Origin of the sequence: Thiocapsa sp., assembly GCF_018399035.1 — a bacterium.
GTDB lineage: Bacteria > Pseudomonadota > Gammaproteobacteria > Chromatiales > Chromatiaceae > Thiocapsa.
On the sequence record NZ_CP073760.1, the window covers coordinates 1,959,194 to 1,981,040 of the forward strand.

At 63.9% G+C, this 21,847-nt stretch carries 17 protein-coding genes and 1 pseudogene; 7 read left to right on the forward strand and 11 right to left on the reverse strand.

Annotated elements, in window-relative coordinates; all coding sequences use genetic code 11:
- Nucleotides 1–278: 278 nt before the first annotated feature.
- Nucleotides 279–2,060 carry an AAA family ATPase gene (locus KFB96_RS08890; protein WP_213462219.1) on the reverse strand — a complete coding sequence of 594 codons (1,782 nt, stop codon included), beginning with the start codon at nt 2,058–2,060 and terminating at the stop codon, nt 279–281.
- A 361-nt stretch (nt 2,061–2,421) separates the two neighbouring features.
- The gene (locus KFB96_RS08895; RefSeq protein ID WP_213462217.1) at nt 2,422–3,996 is read right to left on the reverse strand and encodes an AAA-like domain-containing protein; all 1,575 of its coding nucleotides are present in this window, start codon (nt 3,994–3,996) and stop codon (nt 2,422–2,424) included.
- Nucleotides 3,997–5,091: 1,095 nt separating this feature from the next.
- On the opposite strand from KFB96_RS08895, the gene KFB96_RS08900 reads away from it, so the two are divergent.
- Nucleotides 5,092–5,745, forward strand: coding sequence for a peroxiredoxin (locus KFB96_RS08900; protein WP_213462215.1), 654 nt, complete (start codon nt 5,092–5,094; stop codon nt 5,743–5,745).
- 412 nt (nt 5,746–6,157) lie between these two features.
- On the opposite strand, the gene KFB96_RS08905 is transcribed toward KFB96_RS08900, so the two are convergent.
- The 3 genes from KFB96_RS08905 to KFB96_RS08915 all read right to left on the reverse strand — a co-directional run bounded on the left by KFB96_RS08905 (nt 6,158) and on the right by KFB96_RS08915 (nt 8,089).
- Nucleotides 6,158–6,778, reverse strand: coding sequence for a hypothetical protein (locus KFB96_RS08905; protein WP_213462213.1), 621 nt, complete (start codon nt 6,776–6,778; stop codon nt 6,158–6,160).
- A gap of 422 nt (nt 6,779–7,200) precedes the next feature.
- Nucleotides 7,201–7,863 (reverse strand): group II intron maturase-specific domain-containing protein, encoded by a 663-nt coding sequence (locus tag KFB96_RS08910; protein ID WP_213501888.1) that lies wholly within the window; start codon nt 7,861–7,863, stop codon nt 7,201–7,203.
- The gene (locus KFB96_RS08915; RefSeq protein ID WP_213462207.1) at nt 7,853–8,089 is read right to left on the reverse strand and encodes a hypothetical protein; all 237 of its coding nucleotides are present in this window, start codon (nt 8,087–8,089) and stop codon (nt 7,853–7,855) included. Before KFB96_RS08915 ends, KFB96_RS08910 begins: the two co-directional genes overlap by 11 nt.
- A gap of 222 nt (nt 8,090–8,311) precedes the next feature.
- On the opposite strand from KFB96_RS08915, the gene KFB96_RS08920 reads away from it, so the two are divergent.
- Complete coding sequence (locus tag KFB96_RS08920; RefSeq protein WP_213501890.1) at nt 8,312–9,988, forward strand: DUF6399 domain-containing protein; 1,677 nt, start codon at nt 8,312–8,314, stop codon at nt 9,986–9,988.
- Here KFB96_RS08920 and KFB96_RS08925 read toward each other — a convergent pair.
- Both KFB96_RS08925 and KFB96_RS27495 read right to left on the reverse strand, forming a co-directional pair.
- A complete protein-coding gene (locus KFB96_RS08925) occupies nt 9,959–10,855 on the reverse strand; it encodes an IS630 family transposase (RefSeq protein WP_367115040.1) in 897 nt (298 codons plus the stop codon). The genes KFB96_RS08920 and KFB96_RS08925 overlap by 30 nt on opposite strands.
- Nucleotides 10,753–11,052, reverse strand: a complete 300-nt coding sequence (locus KFB96_RS27495; protein WP_367115041.1) for a helix-turn-helix domain-containing protein — start codon at nt 11,050–11,052, stop codon at nt 10,753–10,755. The genes KFB96_RS08925 and KFB96_RS27495 overlap by 103 nt, the downstream gene beginning before the upstream one ends.
- Between KFB96_RS27495 and KFB96_RS08935 the strand changes: the two genes are divergently transcribed.
- From KFB96_RS08935 to KFB96_RS26595, 4 genes and pseudogenes are all read left to right on the forward strand, one after another.
- Nucleotides 11,051–13,687: a type I restriction endonuclease subunit R gene (locus tag KFB96_RS08935; RefSeq protein ID WP_213462203.1), complete on the forward strand. Its 2,637-nt coding sequence runs from the start codon at nt 11,051–11,053 to the stop codon at nt 13,685–13,687. The genes KFB96_RS27495 and KFB96_RS08935 overlap by 2 nt on opposite strands.
- Nucleotides 13,680–14,192, forward strand: a pseudogene (locus tag KFB96_RS26585) (YgjP-like metallopeptidase domain-containing protein); the annotation flags it as partial. The gene KFB96_RS08935 and the pseudogene KFB96_RS26585, both read left to right, overlap by 8 nt.
- Before the next feature lie 43 nt (nt 14,193–14,235).
- On the forward strand, nt 14,236–14,526 hold the full coding sequence (locus KFB96_RS26590; protein WP_300971809.1) for a hypothetical protein: 291 nt from the start codon (nt 14,236–14,238) through the stop codon (nt 14,524–14,526).
- A 14-nt stretch (nt 14,527–14,540) separates the two neighbouring features.
- Nucleotides 14,541–15,095: a DEAD/DEAH box helicase gene (locus tag KFB96_RS26595; RefSeq protein WP_300971428.1), complete on the forward strand. Its 555-nt coding sequence runs from the start codon at nt 14,541–14,543 to the stop codon at nt 15,093–15,095.
- Nucleotides 15,096–15,441: 346 nt separating this feature from the next.
- Here the strand turns inward: KFB96_RS26595 and KFB96_RS08945 are convergent, their stop codons facing one another.
- From KFB96_RS08945 to KFB96_RS08955, 3 genes are all read right to left on the reverse strand, one after another.
- Complete coding sequence (locus KFB96_RS08945; RefSeq protein WP_213462201.1) at nt 15,442–16,839, reverse strand: DUF945 family protein; 1,398 nt, start codon at nt 16,837–16,839, stop codon at nt 15,442–15,444.
- A complete protein-coding gene (gene dxs, locus KFB96_RS08950; protein WP_213462199.1) occupies nt 16,836–18,812 on the reverse strand; it encodes a 1-deoxy-D-xylulose-5-phosphate synthase in 1,977 nt (658 codons plus the stop codon). Before dxs ends, KFB96_RS08945 begins: the two co-directional genes overlap by 4 nt.
- Before the next feature lie 180 nt (nt 18,813–18,992).
- A complete protein-coding gene (locus tag KFB96_RS08955) occupies nt 18,993–20,303 on the reverse strand; it encodes a hypothetical protein (protein ID WP_213462197.1) in 1,311 nt (436 codons plus the stop codon).
- A gap of 27 nt (nt 20,304–20,330) precedes the next feature.
- On the opposite strand from KFB96_RS08955, the gene KFB96_RS26600 reads away from it, so the two are divergent.
- Nucleotides 20,331–20,453: a hypothetical protein gene (locus tag KFB96_RS26600; RefSeq protein WP_300971430.1), complete on the forward strand. Its 123-nt coding sequence runs from the start codon at nt 20,331–20,333 to the stop codon at nt 20,451–20,453.
- A 79-nt stretch (nt 20,454–20,532) separates the two neighbouring features.
- Here KFB96_RS26600 and KFB96_RS08960 read toward each other — a convergent pair whose 3' ends face one another.
- A complete protein-coding gene (locus KFB96_RS08960) occupies nt 20,533–21,486 on the reverse strand; it encodes a LysR family transcriptional regulator (RefSeq protein WP_213462195.1) in 954 nt (317 codons plus the stop codon).
- Nucleotides 21,487–21,847: the final 361 nt, after the last annotated feature.

Below are 21,847 nucleotides of genomic sequence, written 5' to 3' on the forward strand. Positions count from 1 at the left end.
CGAAGGATCTCGACGGCCTCTTGTGGCGCGGTGGCTTTCCTGCACTCGACGACCGCCCGCTCGGGCCGGACTACCGTGGTCTGCCCCAGGTTTCCTCGGGCGGTCGACGATCGGCGCGTCTTTCGGCCGACAGGACGCGCAGATCAGCCGGATCGTGCGGCGCGAGGGTGATGCAAAACACAAGACCTGACCCTGCCCTGCTCGCCGACTGAAGTCGGCGGTCCGGGGGGATGTCGATTTCGACAGCGTCCTGGCCTTGCCGACGACCCTCCCTGTCGCTAGGGTCCGACCGGCTGGACCGCCCGCCAGACCACCCGCTCCAGCCCGACGCCGACCACTGCAAACAGGCGCAGATCGGTCAGGCCGTAGCGGGTCCGTAAGGCGGCGCCGTAGCGTTGCGCCTGATCCGCCGCCTCCGTCAGTTTCGCCTGGATGGATGGCAGCGCCTCCAATTGCGCCGCGGTGGATTCACGCACCTGCTCCCCGGTCAGGCCCAGATCCTTCAGGCTCAGGTATTTGAATTCCAGCAACAGGTCCAGGGCCTGAAACTGCCGCATATCGGATCGGACAATCAGGCTCAGATCGCTATAGCCGTGGTCCACCTCGGTTTCCGAGACCATCATGTACAGCCGGTCATCGAACAGCAGTGTGAGAAAGGCGATCTTCACCAGCAATTCATTGGTCCAACGATAATCCCGATTCGAGAGCACCGGGAGATAACGCTGTTCGATAAAGGCGACCAACGGGGCCAAATCGCCCTTGAGATACACGGTTTCCGCCAGACGCGGGATGGTCTGGCGATCGTCGTAGGTGGGCAGCCAGAGCTCCCGCAACCGTTCGACATAGAGCGAGCGGGCCACCAGATTGGGGATGTTCAGGATCGCCTTGCCCAGCACGCCGCGCCCGGCAAAGGTCAGGACCCCGAAGTAGTACAGCAGCGAGGCCATGAACGGCTGATCCTTGACCGCGGTCAAGACGTCCGCGACGCCAAAGCGCCGGGCCAGGCGCGGAATGATCACCCCCTCCGCACCATTGAGCGCCTGAATCAACACCGCTTCGCCATGCGGAAGCTGGGCGATGTAGGCCAGTTTGCCGCGATCCATCGCCAGATTTTCGTCCAGCATTTCCTTTGGATAGCCGCCATCGGTCTGCAAGGCTTTGAGAAAATAGAGGCTCAGGGTCGGGTTGTAGAGCCGCTCGCCGCCGGTTTCGCTGAAGCAGTAACCGTTGTAGAAGGTGCGCATGGTCTCCAGGACCTCCGCCGCCGACCAGGACCCGCCCTCCACGGCCATGCGCGCCAGCACGGCGGCGATCTCCGCCTCGGTGAAACCGCACAGATCGTTGAACGTCGCTTTGAGATAGATATTCTCCCCGACGTTGTAGCCGCTGGTCATGTCGCTGAGGACGACCGGCGACACCCCGGTGATGAACACCCGATCCAGCCCTAAACCACCCGCCGCCGCTTTTACCGCCTTGAACACGGTTTTCAGTAAGCCCTCGCCATACAAGAGGGCTTCGTAATAGGCCTGTTTACGGCCGGCCATCAGTACGTCGTTGGCGAAATTGTCGTATTCGTCAATCAGCAGATAGAGTTTGCGGCCCGCCGCCCGCGTCGCGCTCAGTAGCGATTCCAGCGACGAAATGGCGTTATCCGGGCGCAGCGTCACGGGCTGGGTGAGATGCGTTGCGTAATCGGCGGCAAATTGAGCCATGCGATCATTGAGATGCTGATGCAACGCCGCTTCGATGTCTTTGACTTCTCCCTGTGCTTTCACCAGCGAGAAATCCCATTTCATCACGAAATACTGGTTATGCCGTGGCGTGGGATTGCGGCCGATCGCCAAATGACCAAACAGCGCCTCGAATTGCGCCGCCCGGTTCACATCGTAGTAGTTCTCCAGCATCGACAGCAGCAGGCTTTTGCCAAAGCGGCGGGGCCGGATGAAGATCAGTTGATCCCCTGCGGCTTCGAGGAGAGGAATCCGGTCGGTGCGGTCCTGGTAGAAGTATCCGTTCTGGATGAGCTTGCTGAAATCGCTTAAGCCGTAAGGAAACTGCATGACTGTATCCCTCGCATCAGGGCTGGTTAGGCGCCGATCATACCGGAAGCGCCGGTTTTGCGAAGTCAGCCATCTGCGCTCCGTCCGGAAGCGAGCATGCCGCCGGGTTGGGGCTCTCGACTGCAGCGTGCGCGGCGACATCCGGGCACCTGAGCAATGAGCTTAAGCCACGCGCCGAATCCACGATTCGGGCGGAGGGCCGCACGTATCGAGCAACCAAAACCATTGAGGGCGAGCCTAGCGAGCCGCGTTGCGGCAGTGTGTGTCGAGCGCCAACGGCGCGACCGATGTCAGCCCGGGGCTGCGCCCCGGGTTGCAATCAACCAAAATCCTTGAGCCCTGAAAGGGCGGTCTAGAGAGGTCAGGCGCGAATCACCTGAATGGAGCGCCCCCGGGGACTGATCCGGGTGGCGCTGTCGGTGCGTTCGGCGATCGGCGACTGTCCGGCACGGCGGTCGAAGATCACCAGCCAGCCGCTGTCCAGTCCCAAGCCGGCGAGATAGTCGTCGAGCTGGATCAGCCCCTCGGCGAGCGGATCGGGTCGGCCGTCGCGCCAGACCTTGAGCTCCATCCCCAGCATCACCGCCCCATAGCGCAGACACAGATCCATGCGCCCGGAGCCGATGGCGTATTCGCGCTCCAGGGTACCGCCGCCGTTGATCACCCGATGTAGAAAGGCCATGAGCACCAGATGCGGGGCGATTTCGTGATACGGGGCGCTTTTGAGCAGCGGCTCGCCGTGTTGGCGCCAGAAGGCGAGGAAGGCGTCGAGCAGCGCGGCCGGATCCAGGGTGCCGCCGGCCTTGAGCCAGGTCGGGCTGATCTGCGGCAGGGATGCCTGCGGGGTGAAGGCGAGCATGCGCGGCAGCACCTCGCGATAGATGGGATTGGCGACGGTCAGGCCACCGCCGTCGGTTTGCCGCAGCAGACCCAGATCGAGCAGATACTGGATATCGTCGTCGGGCACGTTGCCGAGCGTCAGCCCGGCCAGCATCGGCTCGATGACGCGCCGCACCCGCGGTTCCTGGAGCTTGTGGGCGAGCTGATCGAGATGGGTCACGCGCTCGACGATCATCGCCTCCTTGGCCTGATCGATGAGGTCTAAGGTAATCGGCCGGGACCGGTCGCGTCCGGCGCGTAGCTCGAAGCAGGCGCGGTAGGCCAGCGCGTTGACCAGCCAGGGCTGACCCTGCGTCAGCTCCCAAACGCGCTCCAGCGCCTCCGGGGTGAAGACCTGCCCGGTCTCTTGGGTATGCTCCAGCAGCAGGGTGCGGGTCTCCGCAGCGCTGAAGTCGCCCAGTCGCAGCGACTTGGCCTTGATGTTGAAGGCGCTGCCGCCGGTGATGACCTCGCGTTCGGAGCTGGCATGGATGCGGTAGTCGCGCAGATCGCGCACGCCGCACAGGACGATGGTCTGGGGAAAGGCGGTCGGACGTTGCGGATAGCCGGCGCGCAGTTGGCGCAGCAGGGAGAGCAAGGTGTCGCCGACCAGGGCATCGACCTCGTCGAGCAGCAGCACCGCCGGGCGCGGATCGGCGCTGGCCCAGTATTCCAGCAGTGCCGTCAGCCGATCCCCGGCAGCAATCTGCGTTCCCTGATCGCGCTGCCACTCCAGCAGGCGGGTATCGCCGAGAGACGTGCGTGCGGCCCGGCCAAGCACGCTGCAGATCGTCGTCATGGCCGGCTCGATCTGCTCGCGCCAGGGCTGCGCGGCCTCGATATTGGCATAGACCGTCCGATAGCGCCCCTCCCGATTCAGATGCGCCATGAGCGCCAGCAGGCAGGAGGTCTTGCCGGTCTGGCGCGGGGCATGGAGCAGGAAGTATTTCTTTTGGTCGATCAGATTCAGGACTTCGTCCAGATCCCAGCGCGACAGCGGCGGCAGGGTGTAGTGGTCGTCGGGGCGGACCGGGCCTTCCGTCGTGAAGAAGCGCATGGCGTACCTCGCGGGTCGTGAATCGTGGGGAGCATAGCATCGTCGCCTGTCACACCGCGTCTGGCTCCGATTCCGTCTCGTCGTCCATGACCCGCAGCCCGCGCCGAAGACTGCCCGGCGGATCGCCGAGTTGGGCGCCGATCATACCGGCAGCGCCGGTTTTCCGAAGTCGGCCATTCTGCGCCCCGCCCGGAAGCGAACAGGCCGCCGGGTTTGGAATCTCGACTGCAGCGTGCGCGGCGACATCCGGGCATGCTGCCACCCTTCCGAGAGGTCGGGGACGGACTTCGGTCGGCGCCCATGAAACGCACATAGGTGCACTTTTGGTTGCGAAATCTCAGGGTAAAGCAGTCGGCAAAGCGCCGATACTCTGCACTCGGGCTGCGCGCGAGTCGCTGCCTTGGAGCCCTGCCGCCCTGGCTGGTGCCGGGGGCACGGGTGATGACTCTTTCAGGCGGACGTGCGGCGCCGAGCCGAGGCCACCGAGCCGGGAGTCGGCCCACAGGTCCGCTATCGACGAGGAACAACACATGCCGATGCAAGACGGAACGGGTCGACGTGGATCCGGACGCGGTCGTGGTCAGGGACAGGGACAGGGGCGTGGACGTGGCTCCTGCGGTGGGAGACGGATGCGGGCGGGACGCGGCGGTGGCCGACGCGGAGTGCTCGAGGCCGGTGAAACCCCGATCGGACACCCGGAGCCGCGTGGGCCCGCAACACCGCCTCTAAGCAAGCAGATCGCTCAGTTGAGGGTGAGGCTCGAGCAGTTGGAGACCGGAGCGACGTCGGACACCGTTTGACGACATTGCCCCCCAGCCGCAATCCGAATGCCCGGGACCGACGGCGCGAGCGGCTCGAACCCCGACGCCGGACACGATCCGGATCCATCGCGAGGCTGTGCAGGCCACGAGCCAAGGATCTTCCCTTCGCACCTCGCGTGATCGTTATTAGAAATCGATTGATATAAATCAATCGTCCTTGACGATGGCTACCATCGCAACAAACGACTTCTTAGGTTCATCACCGATCGCTAATCTAGCGTCAACCTCAAACGAGGGATGACGCAACAACCACTGAACACCTGGAGATCGACCCATGACCAACGAGACCACGACCGCCCCCGCCATGCCGCGTCTGAACGAGCCGGCCCCGGCCTTCGATGCCCCGACCACCCATGGCCGCAAGACCCTGGAAGACTACCGCGGCAAGTGGCTGGTGCTCTTCTCGCATCCGGCCGACTTCACGCCGGTGTGTACCACCGAGTTCATGGGCTTCGCCCGCCGCCATGCCGATTTCCAGGCACTCGACTGCGATCTGCTCGGCCTCTCCATCGACAGCCACTACAGCCACGTCGCCTGGGTGCGCAACATCAAGGAGAAGTTCGACGTGGAGATCGGTTTTCCGATCATCGCCGACCTCTCGATGCAGGTCGCCAAGGCCTACGGCATGATTCAGCCCGGCGCGAGCGATACCTCGGCGGTGCGGGCCACCTTCGTGATCGATCCGCAAGGCGTGCTGCGGGCCATGCTCTACTATCCGATGAGCAACGGCCGCTCGATCGACGAGATCCTGCGTCTGGTGAAGGCCATGCAGACCTCCGACGCCTACAAGGTCGCCACACCCGAGAACTGGCAGCCGGGCGAGCAGGTCATCGTCCCGCCGCCGGGCAGCGTGGACGAGGCGAACGCACGGGTGGCGAGCGGCGAGTACGACTGCGTGGACTGGTACTTCTGCAAGAAATCGCTCTGAGCCTGAAAAATCCTGATTGATCGACACGCACAGCCCCGGCCGACAGGTCGGGGCTGTTTTCGTTCGGGCGGCCTTGTTCACGCCTCAACCATCCAACACGTACAATTCCATCAGTCGAAGTTTGATGGAAAGCCGATCATGATCTGTCGTCCGAGGCTCACGTTGAGGTCCGTCAAGGCCGAGCGTGGAGCGTTCCCCGCCCCGGGAGCAGACTCGACAGCGCACCGCGCAGCCAAGCGCAGCCTGCATCTGCCGACACCTTAGGCCGGCCCGACCTCCCGGCCAAGCCTGGACGTGGCGCAGAGCGCCACGGGGCATGCGTGACACCGCGGAGCGGTGTCACGAGTGTGGTGGAGCGGTGTCACGAGTCCCTCAAGGTCTGGGTGGCCGGTCAAACGAGTGAGACCGGCGACTACAGCCAATTATGCAGCGCGGAATCCCTCAGTACTCCGTCGGGATCCGCATCTTTCGAGCGTGCGCTTCGTGCATGATCGGCAATCTGCCGAAAGGCCGGATGGGAGGTCGCGACATAGTTCACGGAGAACGCAGGTGCCGGAGTCGGCAAGATCTCGCGTCCGCCTGAATCAACGATCTTCTGCTTGATGCCCTCGAATGGCGAGCCGCCGAGATATTTGTCGGAGTTAATCTGAAGAACACCCGCAGTCCTGTGCCTTGCGATGGAGGAGAATGTCCGGCTGACATAGAAGAGCCCCTGCGATGAAAAATAGAGCTCGTCGCGAAGTCGATAATCCTCGAGCCGATAGCGGTAGACGAGGATGGCCTCCGTCACAGGATTGGGCGAATGGATGGAATGTCCCGGTCGACCGAGCCAGGCGATGGCCGATTTTCGGGTGGTACCGAAATCCAATTTGCGATGAATCAAGATGGTGCGGCTAGAGATCAAGGGCGAATAACTCGAGGACAATACCAGGACCGGCGAGTACGCCGACACACAGTCATATTGCTCTCGCATCTTGTCTTCATAACGGATTCGAGCACGGCTTCGTCGAACGAACGGCAAGAAATCAAACATAGTTCAACCGATATTGAGAAACAGATGCGACAGGAACGTTGCTCGATTCACCGATTATTCAAGCGGACCGAGCAAGGGATGACAAGGGGAGCACGACCTCGGCCGGGCGGCCGAGCATTTGTATGAGTAAACGTGCGCGATCAACGCCGTCGTAGGCATCAAAGATCGCATCCAACCCATTAAAGACACCCGCGTTGACGCGAAGGACTTGCCCGTCGGGTAGCAGGGTGACCTTACGGTCACCCTGCCCCCTAAGGCAGGGTCGGGAACTGGCGCGCCGATGGTAGGGTCCGGCGGGACCTCCAGCACTTTCGCGCTGGCCCTCAGTCCGGCTCCCATGATCACGTTTCCAACTCCCGCCACGTCAAACCCGGCGTGCCGTTTTCCGGCACCGGGATTTCCTGTTGCCTTCACACCACGGGTTATGAGACCTCTTGCGCTGGGAGTGCTTTCGGTTTCCGTGGCGCCACCCGATACCCGTTGAAGAGTCCGAGTGCTTCGTACAGCCACGTCCTACTCCACCTCGTCCAGCCAAAACCCTGACGCTGATGCGCGCGCATTAAATGGCGCCGAATCTTCTTCTCCACCCAATCTTGGACATACCCGAAACAGCGACTGGAGTGCCCCACCCGAAAGTAGCCTACCCACCCCCTGAGGATCGGATTGATCAGGGCGATCACCCGATCGATCGGCTGGGAGCGGTAGCGGTGGAACACCTCCTTGAGGCGTTGCAGGATCGCGGTGCGCGCCTTCATCCGTGGCGTGTAACGCGCGCCCCAGACCCCACGCCGAGTCTTGGCCCGGCGGAAGTCAAAGCCCGGGAAGCTGAATGCCCCTCCCTGACTCAGGTCCAGTCGTCGTGTCTTGTCGTGATTGAGTTGCACATCAAGCTTGGCCAATTCCTCGACCAAGCGTCGCCAAGCCGCGTCCTCGAGCCAGTTCCACCGGCGATACCCATCGACCAAAATCACCAGGTCATCGGCGTAACGGGCATACTCGATAGAGGTATAGCGTCCGTTGCGGGTGACCTCCTTGGCCCGCTCCAGCATCCGGTCGACCTCGTTGAGGTAGAGGTTACTGAGCAACGGTGAGAGTACGCCGCTTACAATCTTGCATACTTGAAGTTCCGTTTGATTTGCCAGGCGCATTCTCGCCGCTGCCATTGCCGATGTCCGGATCGGGGTCGACCCGAAAGACCACCACAATCTCCTGGTGATGAATCTCGATGCGTTTGACCAGTGCACGGATGATTTCACGCTTGGTGTTATAGTGCTTTTCAAGAGTACCTGTAGGTAACAATCGAAGGAACAAATTGCTCGATCGGCGTTGTTCATAGTCCCGTCCAAGTCCGAGTTCATGGCTTGGTGATGGGCATGCGGGGATTTGGCAGGACCCTCGAAATTTCATACCCTTGGAAGTGCAAACTCACCGAGGGTTCGAAAAGATGTTCGAAGATCCTGCCGAGAGTGACTTTAGACCAAGCGCGGGTGCTGCGCTACCCGGACGTTCGAGACCGGGCCGGAGCATCGGCTCATGACGCGACGCACACGCTTGGAGCAAGCCGAGCACATCGCGGCGGCCGAAGCACGGCTGGCGGCGGGGGAGACGCAACGCGCCGTGGCCACCGAGATGGGTATTGCGCGCAGCACCTTGCGCGACTGGTGCGGGGAGGTTCCGCGCGGGGATCCGCCGACGGGCTTGACGGCCTTCGCACGCACCCCGGAGGGGATCGATTGGCTGCATCGGCTGGTGTTGGCGGCGCATTTCAGCATCACCTTGCGGGCGGCGGGCGGCACCCGGCTGGTGAGTGAATTCCTGGAGCTGAGCGGGCTGTCGGCCTTCGTCGGGGTCAGCGACGGCGCGCAGCACGCGCTCAATGTCGACTTGGAAACGGCCGTGGTCGCGGTGGCCGCGGAGCAGCGTACGGCGCTCGCCGAGGGCATGCCGGTGCGTCAGGTGACGGTGTGCGAGGACGAAACCTTTCATCCGGGGATCTGCCTGGTGGCCATCGAGCCGGAGTCGAACCTCATTGTGCTGGAGCAATACGCCGCGGATCGCACCGCGGCGACCTGGACCGCCGCGCTTCAGGACGCCTGCACGGGGCTCGCCGTGGAGGTGATCCAGAGCACCGCCGACGAGGCCAAGGCGCTGCGTCGCCATGCCGAGACGGACCTCCGTGCGCAGCATTCCCCGGACCTCTTTCACGGCCAACACGAGGTCTCCAAAGCCACGTCCTTGGCGCTGGCGCGCGACGTGCGCCGCGCTGAAGCCGGCGTGGCGGCCGCGCAGAAGCACTGGGAGGCCGAGCGCGCGGCGCAGCAGGCGTTCGAGGCGCGCGTGCCGCGCCCGCTCGGGCGTCCACCGGCCTTCGAGACCCGCATTGGCGCCGCCCTGAGCGCGCTGGTCGCCGTCGAAGCCGAACGCGACCGCGCACGGGAGCGGCAGAGCGAGGCGCGCGCATTGATCCGCGAGCTCGGCGTGCTGTATCACCCGTATGATCCGGTGGATGGACAGACGCAGCCGGTGGAGCGCGTGGCGGCGCGCTTCACCGACGTCTGGACGCGCCTGAAGGGATTGGCCGAGGCCGCCGAGCTGCCCGAGCGCGCTCGCGAACGCCTCGCCAAGGCCGAGCGCCTGACCGTGCAGTGGCTCGCCACGCTCGCGTTCTTCTTCGCCACCGTGACCGCCAGGGTCGAGGCCCTCGCACTATCCCCGGAGCTGGAAGCGGCGGTCCTCGAGCAGCTCATCCCCGGCATCTACCTCGAGCGCGTCGCCGCCCGCAGCACCGCGGCCGAGACCCGACACCGCGTGCAGGCGGCGAGTACCGCGTTGCTCGACGTCCTGCGGCGCGCCGATCATCCGCTGCAGCGTCTCGCGCCCGAGGACAGCGCTCGGGTCGAACAGGTCGCCGGCGCTTGCGCCGATCTGTTCCAACGCAGCAGCTCCTGTGTGGAAGGACGCAACGGCCAACTGTCGCTGCATCATCACGGGCGTCATCGCTTGAGCGACCGCAGGCTCGCCGCGCTCACCGCCGTGCACAACTTCCACATCCGCCGTCCCGACGGCACGACCGCCGCCGAGCGCTTCTTCGGGCGGACACATCCCGCACTGTTCGAGGAGCTTCTCCTGCGTGTGCCCTTGCCGCCGCGACCCCGACGCCGACGGCCACGCCCGCCGAAACTACCCTATCTGATGCCGGTCGCGGCCTGAGGGCGGTGGCCGGGATAATGAACAAGGCCGCTCGATCCAATGTTTCGCGAATGAATGACGAATGGCCAATTCATCCCAAGACCTTGTAATGCATTGCTTGAGGTCGCCAAGCGAGGGAATGCTGTTGAGCGAGATGACGCGCTTGATGCTTTTCCAGATGAATTCAATGGGATTGAGGTCCGGCGAGTATGGCGGAAGATACACCAGAGCGATATCCAACCCATCCGCAACCTCTTTCAATGAGGCCGCACGATGACTGCTGAAGTTGTCGAGAACAACGACGATCGCACGGAAATCCGGATGAGCGGTCCGGATGTCCCGCAGAAACTCCGCAATGGCGTCATGTGTCGAATGCTCCAGGAATCCTTGCACACTGTGGCCCACAATCGCGTAAAAGCCGATGGCATTCGCTTTGAGCTTGGCGGTGTTCTTATGGATAACCGCTTTCTCGAAATGCCAGACTCGGGCCGTGTTGGCCGTCAGTTGCGGGCTCGCCTCATCGAGAAATCCAAGGGCGATCTCCGACTCGGCGATACCGCGATCCATCAAGGTGTTGAAGGCGTCGATCAGACGATCTTCCAGCTGCTCTTCGGCATCGGCCGGGCGACGAAGATCGTGCGGGTAAGGCTTCGAATACAGCATCTTCAGCCGGTGGCGGAGGATGCGCCAGACTTGAGACAACGACAAGGTGATGCCCCAGTGCTCGACGATGAGATCGCGCACCGCCTTGGTCTCCCAGTGATCGCGTGTTTCCAGCAGGCTCTTCAATTCCGCAAGATCGGCATCGCCGAGCGCCGGCGGCGGCCGGGCGGCTTTCCCGTCGGCTCCTGAAGATGCACGATCCCGTGATAGCCCCGCGTGCGCCATGCGCGAATCCAAACGTAGGCCGTCGACATCGGAACCTGCAAGCATCGGCAGATGGTCTCCAACGTGATCTGCGGAGGAAGCTCGACGATCAAGTTCAGCAGGATCAACCGCAGGCGTATCTCCGGATCCCGTTCCTCGGTCAGATGGATTTGGAGCATTGCTGCATTCGGAACATCAACGCGACGACCGGTGCTCATGGGCTCACCTCATGTCATCTTCTTCTGTCGCGAGATCATCGAGCACCTGAAATCGACCCGGTTGGGCTGGACCTGGCATTCGCGCGACGAACTGGGCCTCTACCGCCCGGATCCGCGCGAGGTGTTGGTGCTGCCCCTGTTGCGGGAGAAGCTCCAGCAGCTCAATCCGACCATCCTGACCGACGACACACGCGTCGAGGCCATCATCACCAAGCTCCGGGGCTGTCGCGACAACCGGCAATGGCTGGCCTGGCTGAAGAACGGCGTGAACTACCGGTTCGATGCCGGGGAGACCTCCCGGGACGTGCGGCTGATCGACTTCGAAGACCCGGACGCCAACGCCTGGTGGGTAACCAATCAGTTTCCGGTCGAAGGCCGCTCGCCGCGCCGGCCCGACATCGTGCTGCTGATCAACGGCATCCCCGTCGTCGTGATCGAGGCCAAGACCGCGAGCCGAGCCGCACCGGATTGGCGCGAGGGCGCCAAGCAACTGGGCCTCTATTCCCAAGAGATCGACCAGCTCTTCTACACCAACGCCTACGGTGTGGGCGTGAACGAGACCCGCATGATGTACGGCGTACCGGGCCGGCGCCTGCAATTCCGGCTGCAATGGCGCGATCCCTGGCCGCACGAGATCGACGAGTACGACGAGATGAAGGTCTCGCTGTACGGACTTTTCGACCGCGGCAATCTGCTGGATTTCATCCGACACTTCATCATCTTCGTCACCAAGGACGGCAAGACCGAGAAGGTGGTGGTGCGCTACCAGCAGTTCCTGGCGGTGCAGGACATCCTGAACCGGGCAACCGACCTGACGCGGCCATCCGAGAAACGGCGTGGTCTGATCTGGCACACCCAGGGCTCGGGCAAGACGCTGACCATGATCTACGCCGCCCGCAGCCTCCGGGAAGACCCGCGTCTGCAGCAGCCGACCGTCATCCTGCTGGTCGATCGCGAGCAACTGGGCGACCAGATGGATCGCGAGCTTCAGTCCAGCGGCACCGATAATGTCCACGTGGCCGCCAGCCGGCGCGATCTGGAGGAAAAGCTCACCGGCGACTATCGCGGGGTCATCCTCACGACCGTGCATCTGTTCGAGGGCATGCCCAAGGAGGTGACCAAGCGACGTGCCAACGTCATCGTGATGGCCGACGAGGCGCACCGCTCGCAGGAGCGAGACTTGGGTACCTACATGCGCTCGGCGGTCGAGGGTGCGGCGATGTTCGGGTTTACCGGCACACCGATCGAGAACGACGACCTCAACACACCGCGGGCCTGGGGGTTCGTCAAGGACGACGGCAAGATCGAGCGTTACATGGGCCGCCCCTACACGGTGACCGACGCGCTGCGCGACGGCGTGGTGAAGCCCATCCATTGGCAACCGCGCGTCACCGACTGGCAACTGCACGGCACCAAGCTCGATCTCGCCTTCAAACGGGAGTTCGGACACCTGCCCGAAGCAGAGCGGAACAGACTGGCCACCGACGCCGCGCGGCTCGACGCCCTGCTCTTCCATCCGACGCGGATCACCCAGATCGCCGACGACCTGGTCGCGCATTTCGTCGAGCACGTCCGGCCCAACGGCTTCAAGGGCATGCTGGTGTGCAAGAACAAAGAGGCCGTCAGGGTCTACGCGACCGCGCTGCGCGAGCGCTTAGGCGACGAGGCGGTGATGGCCGTGATCTCCGAGGCACCCCAGAAGGACCCCGAGGCGATCCAAACCCTCTATCTGGGCGATGCCAAGCGAAAGAAGCTGCTGAACGAGTTTCTGATCCCGGCGCGCTCGGAGCAGGACGAGCACCACGACAAGACCTATCGCACCGTGGAGCTTCTGGTGGTGTGCGACATGCTCCTGACCGGCTTCGACGCCCCCATCCTCCAAGCGCTCTATTTGGACAAGAAGCTGCTGAACCACTCGCTGCTGCAGACCATCGCACGGGTGAATCGACCCTACAACGCACTGAAGGGCCACGGTCTGGTGCTGGACTACTACGGCATCTTCGATCACCTGAACGAGGCGTTGAATTACAAACCCGACGAGCTGGGCGACGTCGCCTTCCCGTTCGACACCATTCGCGAGCACTTCCTGACCAAGCTGAAGGACAAGAAGCCGGACGCCAAGGCGCTCGATATCGAGGCCATGCTGTCCGCCGAGCTGCGCATCCGACTGGATCAGGACGAGTCGTTCCGTCCCTTGTCCGAGAAGCTCCAGCGCCTGATCGACGAAAAGCGCGCCGGCACCTTGGCCGGCATCGCCTTGATCGAAGAATTCGAGAGGCTCACCGAGGCTGTCCGTGCCGCCGTCGACGAGGCCAAACGCCCGATAGCCCAACAGTTGGCCCTCAAGATCAAGACGCGCAACGCCGCGATTCGCCACACCTTGGCCGCCGCAATCGCCGCAGCGATCCTCGGCGAAGCCGACAAACACTGCTTCACGGGCTGGTGGACCAACAGCGCGGCGGACCCCGCACTCTCGAGCGGCCTCTTGTTCATGATCGCGACGCACTTTCCATCGGCCGGCCTGCTCTCGGACGATGCGATGGTCTTCATCGGAACCCTGGTGGACGCCCTCAAGCGCCGGCACTACATGCCTCGCGTGTCGGAGACAGCGAGCGGCGGCGACTCGAATGCTTGAGGCCGCCACAAAGGCAAAGGTCACTCTGACTGACGGACGGCTCGTCGAATTCGAGATTCGCCCGTCAGCGAAGACCCGCTCGCTTCGCCTCAAGATCAGTGCCCGCGCGGGGCTGGTGGTCACTGCACCGGTCGGGTTGGAGCCCGCGCGGGTGATGAAGCTGGTGGCCGACAAGGCGGATTGGATTGCGGGTCGCCTGACCGAATTCGACGCCGTACGAGACCTCGTCCATCAGACGGCACCGGCGCGACCGCAGGCATTCGATCTTCCCGCACTCGCGGAGTCTTGGCGGGTCGAATACAAGGCGACGCGTGCTCTGACGGTGGGAGCGCGGACCGACCGGCCGGGACGCATCCTGGTCTCGGGCGCAATCGATGACGCCGAAGCCTGCAGAGCCGCCCTGCGCCGCTGGCTGGCGCGCCATGCCAAGACAGCGCTATCGCCATGGCTATCGAGCCTGGCGCAGCAGCACGGACTAGACTACATGGATCTCGCGATCAAGAACCAACGAACCCGCACCGAAGGGCGGTTTCGGAAACCTGATCGCCTTGCCGCTGCAAAAAAAGCCCCGGGAGAGTGGCTACAGCCTCTTTGTCGATGCCGATCTGCGCCCCTACGGCGACCAGTGGGCATACCTGGAATCCATCCTGCCGATGTCGCCGCAAGACATCGAGCCCTTGATTCTCCGAGCCACGGGCGGAGTCCATCCGTTGGATGTAAGTTTCATCGACGATGAAGACCTGGCGACACCTTGGAAACGCGCTTCTCCCTTGACGGAGACCCTGTCTGGATCGATGCCGAAGGCGCTGAACGTCACCCTGGCGAATCTGATCTACTAGTCGTTCCGCATCTGATGTCCTCAAATATCGACCTACCGCCGGATGCGGGCATTCAAGAGGTCTTTCAGCATCTCGTCCAAGACCAAGCCCGAACGGATGCCATCGCATTCGCCGTGAAGCGCGCGTTCGACCGAGGACGCAAAGTCTTGGTGTTGACCCAACGCACGGCGAATCTCGACGCGATCTTGGCCGCCCTGCACGACAAGGGCTCGGAGCCGATCGTCCTGCACGGCCGAATGTCGAGAAAGCAACGCGGCGCTCAGATCGCCGAGCTCGATTCGCTGCCGCCGGATGCCCCGCGCATCCTTTTGGCGACGGGAAAGTTGGTCGGGGAAGGCTTTGACCATCCGCCGTTGGATACGCTGGTTTTGGCGATGCCGATCTCTTGGAAAGGCCTGTTGCAGCAATACGCCGGGAGACTGCATCGCGAGCATGCCTCGAAGACCGACGTGCGGATCATCGATGTTGTCGACACCGGACACCCGGTCCTGCTGCGCATGTGGGATCGGCGACAGCAAGGCTATCGGGCGATGGGTTATCGGATCGCGGAAGACAGTCTTATGGTTTGATCGCGCTCCGTGCCTCGGATGCCGGATTTAGGCGATTTCCGGGAATGATCATCCCGGCCGTGCGTGTTGCCAATGCTTACCGGGCGACTAAAGTCGCCCCATGTTGGTCGATGCTTTCCCGGAAATCACCTTAAACCGCGTCTCACCGAGAGCGAGGAGATCCCCTAAGCCAAACGCAACGTGAAAATCATGCATTTCGCTCTGGACGCGGTTTAGTGGAGCAGTGCAGAGATTCCGAGACCGTCCGAGATCAATTTCGTTGTCGTCATCGGCCATCGATGCGGCCACGATGACGACAACGATGACGAACGGTGTCGACACAGCTGCCGTGCTGCATGAGGACGATCTACCGAAGCGGCACCGTCTTGCCGTTGATGGTCAAGAGCCCGTCGCCCAGACGTAAAGCCGAGGAGATCCGGGTATCGCGCCGGGTGACCCAGCCCTCGCGGATCCATCCTTCGAGCAGGGTCTGCGCCTCTTGCCGCGCGGCTTGTTCGGCCGTCGGCTCCGAGTTCGGCAGCAACTCGTCCTCGAATCCGGGTTCGAGCGAGCGGGCGATCCAGTCCAGTGCGACCGCCTCGGGAAGCTCAAGATCGCCGTCGGCCCGCAGCAGGATCACCCAATCGACGACACCCGAGGTCAGCCGGCTCGTTGCAGCGGTGCCCGGGTCCAAACGCAGATCGAGCCGCCCCAATGCAAGGCCGTCGGGGGTCTCGATCCGAATCGGCTCGACGCCGATCCGTGTCGCGCTCTCGATGAAACGCGGGGCCAGACTCGCGATCAGGCCGGCCGTGACCAGGCCCCGCATCTCCTGCGCGACCTGGTCGGTGGCCAGCAGGCGGATGCCCTCGCCCAGATCGGCGAGCGCCTCGGCGTCCAGACGCTCGCCCGAGAGTCCGAGCTCCGATCGACCGTAGGTCATGGAAGCCGTGGCGAGCTGCTTCGCGGCGAGTCCGAGACGCAGATCCAAGAGACCCTCGCGAAGCGTTCGCGACAGGGTCGCCGAGAGACCCTCGATCCGCAGCGACGGCGGTGCGGTTCCCGCCGAGCCAGTCGTGCCGACGGCGCCATCGACCTCGACCAAGGCCACCTGCAAGCGACCCGTGCCGGAAGACTCATCGGGCCGATCGACCTCGAATCGAAGATCGGACAGGCGGGCGAGCGGTCCCGTCGGTGTCGTCACCACACCTTCCGGGAGCGTCAGCCGAACCTCGACGGCCTCCTGCCCCGAGGACACGACCAGATCGCCGTCAAGCGGCCCGTGTCGCAGCCCCATCACCTGTGCCGTCGGCAGGGTCTCGCCCGGCGGCACCCGCAGCTGCATCCGGCCGGAGCCGTCTGCATACAGCTCGATGCTCATCGGCAGCACCGGCAGTGCAACGGGTAACCCTTGGACCTCGAGCCGCGTGTGGATACGGCCGAGGACGGGCGGAAGGCGCGTCGTGAGCCAGATCCACGGTCCTTGTGCGATGCGACTGTCCAGTCGAATCCGGATGGGACGCGCTGGCGCTTGCGCGGCCGAATCGGGGTGGATCAGCACCTCGAATGCGGCGCTGGAGGCGAACCAGCCTCGGTTGTAGCTGTTCTCCAGGATCTCCCGGTCCGGCAGATCCTCGATCAGACCGGCCAGGAGATCCTCGTAGCCGGCCTTGGCCAGGTATCCGAGTGCGAGCGGTCCGGCCGCGAGGACTAGGCCGAGGAGGATCGCAACCGTCAGAACCGCCCCGCCGAGAAATCGCCTCATGCGGCGCCGGCGCCCTGGTGTCTGACCCGGGTACCGTCCGGGGACCCGGTGTCCGTGACCGCCGACAGATCACGATCGGGAAACCGAAGCCCGTAGGCGTCGCGCACGGAGGCGAGGATGCCGTCGGCATTCAAACCACAGGCGGCGAGCTGTTGGGCATGCTCGGCATGATCGATATAGCGATCCGGAAGCCCGAGATGCACGCAGGGGATGTCGATACCCTCGGCGGCCAGCCACTCGGCCACGCCGCTCCCGGCGCCTCCGGCGATGCTGTTCTCCTCGACGGTCACCAGGAGATCATGGCCCTGCGCCAGCGCCCGGATGAGCGCGCCGTCCAGCGGCTTGACGAAGCGCATGTTGGCCACCGTCGCATCCAAGGTCTCCGCTGCCGTCAATGCGGGAGTGACCATGCTGCCGAAGGCGAGCAGCGCCACTCGCCTCCCCTGCCGCATGACCTCTCCGCGACCGATCGGCAGGGCCGGCGTTTCGGGGTCGATCGCCACGCCCGGGCCATTGCCGCGCGGATAGCGCACCATCGCCGGACCCGGATACTCGTAGGCGGTCCGCAGCATGGCGCGACACTCGTTCTCGTCCGCCGGCGCCATGATGACGAGCTGGGGAAGCGGTCGGCTGAAGCTCAGATCGAAGCTGCCGGCATGGGTCGCCCCATCCGCGCCGACCAGACCGCCCCGGTCGACCGCGAAGGTCACGTCCAGCCCCTGCAGACAGACGTCGTGGATCAGTTGGTCGTAGGCACGCTGCAGAAAGCTCGAGTAGATGGCAACGACGGGTTTGACACCCTCGCAGGCCATGCCCGCCGCCAAGGTCACCGCATGCTGCTCGGCAATCCCGACGTCGAAAAAGCGCTCCGGGAAGCGTTTGGAGAAGACCGTCAGGCCCGAGCCCTCGCACATCGCCGGCGTGATGCCGACCAAGCGCGGATCGGCCTCGGCCGTGTCGCAGAGCCAACTGCCGAAGATCTGCGTGTAGGTCGGACCCTTGGAGGCGCCCTTGCGCAGCTCGCCGGTGCGTCGATCGAACGGCGTGACGCCGTGATAGGTCACCGGCTGGCCCTCGGCAGGCTCGTAGCCGTGGCCCTTCTGAGTCACTACATGGAGGAAACGCTGACCGCGCATCTCTTTGATGTTGCGCAGTGTCTTGACCACCGAATGCACGTCGTGACCGTCGATGGGGCCGATATAGTTGAACCCGAGCTCCTCGAACAGGGTGCTCGGCATCAACATGCCTTTCATGTGCTCTTCCCAGCGGCCAACCAGATGACGCAGCTGCGGCATCCCGCGCAGAGCCGTCTTGCTGCCCTCGCGCATGGTCGTGTAGATCTTGCCCGACAGCAGCCTCGCAAGATGGTTGGTAATGGCACCGACGGGCGGCGAAATGGACATCTCGTTGTCGTTGAGGATAACGACCAGATCGATATCCATCGAGCCCGCGTGGTTCAGCGCCTCGAATGCCATCCCGGCACTCAAGGCCCCGTCGCCGATGATGGCGACCGCATCGCGGTGCTCGCCTTGTTGTCTCGCGGCCAACGCCATGCCGAGCGCGGCACTGATGGAGGTGCTCGAATGGCCGACGCCGAAGCAGTCGTAGTCGCTCTCGCAGCGCTTGGGAAAGCCGGAGAGTCCGTCTTTCTGGCGCAAGGAGAGCATGCGATCGCGTCGCCCGGTCAGGATCTTATGCGGGTAGGCCTGGTGGCCGACGTCCCAGACCAGCCGGTCGGCGGGGGTGTCGAAGACGTAGTGCAGACCGACCGTCAACTCCACCACGCCGAGGCCGGCAGCAAGATGACCGCCGGTTTGTGCGACGGTGTCGACGAGATAGCCTCGCAGCTCGTTGACGACCGAAGGCAGCAGATGCTCCGGCAAGGCGCGAAGATCCGCCGGGGAGTTGATCGAAGCCAGCAACGGATAGCGGTGCAGGGTGATACCGGTGTCACTCGAAGGGCGGTCGGGCATGGTCGGCATTCGCGCATAGCTGAGACGGTCGGTTAGTTTAGACGAATCCCCGCGCCGCTGCGAAGCGACAGATCCTTTTTCCTTTTCGCCCCTGCCTTATCGCCGCCGCCATCGGGCCGACGCGCCGCGCAGCGGCCGGAACACGGCTTCGGCCTAACAGATCCGACCGGCCCACCGGTCTCAGACGGCGGGTTTACCGAAGATGGCGACGAGACTCGTCGTCGCGAGTGCGAAGAGCAGCAGAAGCACGCCGACGCCCGGATGGACGAGCAGCTCGGGCGCCAGCAACATGACGGCACCCAGCCCCAGCATCATCAGGCCCGAGAGGAGCTTCAGGATCCGCCCCTGCCGCTCGGTGAGCTTTTTCGCCCCGAGCGTGAAGGTGAAGACCAGAACGATGGCCAGAAGCGGCAGGACGTAGATCAGATTGTAGAGGGCAAGGTAGCCGTAGTAGGCGGGCGCCGAGAGGTCATGAAGCGTCAACACCCGGGTGTAGACCATCGGGAAACCCGCGGTGCAGAGCAGCTCGTAGCTGTTCGCCGCCAGCGCCAGGACGAGCGTTCCGATCAACATGGCCCCGAGACGATCGGCCGCGAGCAGACCGCGCATCCGCGCGAAGAGCCCGGGCTTCGCATGGTCGGGGATCGCAAGGCTCGGCCCCCGATGAAAGAAGAAATAGTCCTTCACGTTCAGCCCGCCGACCAGGAGCGCAACCAGCCCGGCGACCGTCGTCACCGCCGCCGCCCCGCCGACGACCAGAAAGAGGTTTAGCCAAGCGGCCATGAACAAGAAGTAGACCACCCCGGAAAAGAGCACGAAGGTGCCGCCGATCAACAGCATCCGCGCCCGGCTGCGGGCATGGACCATCAGACTCAGCAGGAAGAAGAGAACAAAAAAGGCGCAGGGATTGAAGGCATCGAGCCCGGCCAACACCAGGGTAAAGATCGGCAGCGACATGGCCGCGGGGTCCATCGTCCCCACGAGCGGCAACCGGATGCCCTCCGGCGACGGCGGCGCCGCAATCTCGGCACCCGGCGCGTCACCCTGCCCTGCGACCTGACGACAGAACCGCGCCAGGCCGAGCAACTGCGCCCCGACGCCGTCCGCATCGTCGAAGCCGGTCAGCATCCGCCCGCAGACGAAGAACGCCGGAACCGAGCGGGCCTCCTCGCCCAGCGCGCGGGCCATCGCGACATAGCGCCCGACATGTGCGCGATCGGCAGCCAGCTCGTAGGACCGAACCTGGATCCAGGGCTGCTCTTCGCCCAGGGTGTCGAGAAAATCCAGCGCCACCGTGCAGTGCGGACAGGTCCTGGACCAGAAGACGTCGAGCGGAACCCTGATTTCACCCTCGGCGTCGGTCACGACCCATTCCGGGGCCTGCTCGGCGAGCCGATCGGCGAAGGGATCGGACGATGCGGCAACGACGACGGCGGAGGACACCAAGAGCGAGGCGAGGATGAGGGTCCGCAAGACATTCGACAACGACATCGTCACCTCCGAAGGCAAGGGCGGCCCATGGCCGCCGAGACGAAACCGATCGCGCGCAGGGCGATCGCGCAGGGCCTGCCCTTGGTGCACAATGATCGCGATTTCGATCACTTTCCAAGCATTAAACCGCGCCGGCTCCAGCGGTTCTGAAATCCGCCGGGGCCGATCCCATCCAAAAACATCGCATACCGCACCGGGCGCGGTTTAGGTCGGGTCTTCCCGGTGCCCCCTAGCGACCGGGGCTCGACACACGCGACAGCGTTGCCCCGGCCCCGAGAAAGATCGGCGGGGCAATGACCGCGGCCTCCGTCAAAACGAACTCCCGAAAGGCGTTGGCCGCCGGCGAGAGACGCTTACCCCGGCGATAGACCAGATACCACTGCCGTTGATCCGGAAAACCCTCGACATCCAAGGTGACGAGCCGGCGCGTCTCGAGCTCCAGCTCGATGGTGTGCATCGACACGACGCTGAGACCCAGCCCGGAGCGAACCGCCTGCTTCACGGCCTCGTTGCGGGTCATCTGCATCCCGTGACGGATGGCCAGGCCGCGCTCGCCGAAGAAACGCTCCATCGTCTGCCGCGTGCCCGAGCCGGGCTCGCGCATCACGAAAATCTCCTCGGCCAGCCGCGCGAGACGAATCGCTCGCTCGCCCACGAGTGGATGTTCGGGCGGCGCAATCACCACCAGCGGATTCGCCATGAACGCCTCGGACTCGACCTCCATGTCCGTCGGAGGCACGCCCATCAGCACCAGATCGACCGTGTTGTCGCAGAGCATGCGCACCAGCTGCTCGCGATTGGTGACGTCGAGCTGCAGACCGATCCCCGGGTAGCGCTGCTGGAAGATCGCCAAGAGGCGCGGCGCGAAATAGTTGACCGTGCTCGCGACGGCCAGATGCAGCCGCCCGCGATTGACCCCCTTCAGGGACTCGAGCACCTCTTCCATCTCCTGCAGCGCACTGTTGATGTTCCGGCCATAATCGTAGACCTCCCTCCCGGCCTCGGTCAGCACGATCCGATTGCCGAGCCGCTCGAACAGCGGCAGCCCGGCCTCCTCCTCGAGCTGCCGTACCTGCATCGAGACCGCCGGCTGGCTCAGATGCAGCTCCTCCGCCGCGCGCGTGTAACTGAGATGGCGCGTGACCGCCTCGAAGACCTGGAGTTGTCGGAATGAGACATGCACGAGCGTTTGTCCTCTTTCTACTGAGCCACCTGCTTCCTGCCTTCTGCGACCGGCAGCCTCCGCTGCTGATCTCGTGCGAATCGGACCCGCTCGAGGTTCCACCCAAAGCTGATAGCTGAAAGCTGATAGCTGATAGCTGGCGGCTGGCGGCTGGCGGCTGGCGGCTGGCGGCTGGCGGCTGGCGGCTGGTGGCTGGTGGCTGGTGGCTGGTGGCTGGCGGCTGGCGACCAAACCATAGACATAAGTCTATACTTATGTCGACTATAAGCAATATTAACTAGTAAGTATAGGGTTTTTGCCTATACTGCCGCCCCACGTTCCAAGCGCGAAGCGCGTCAAGCGGGACTGCGGACCAGGACCA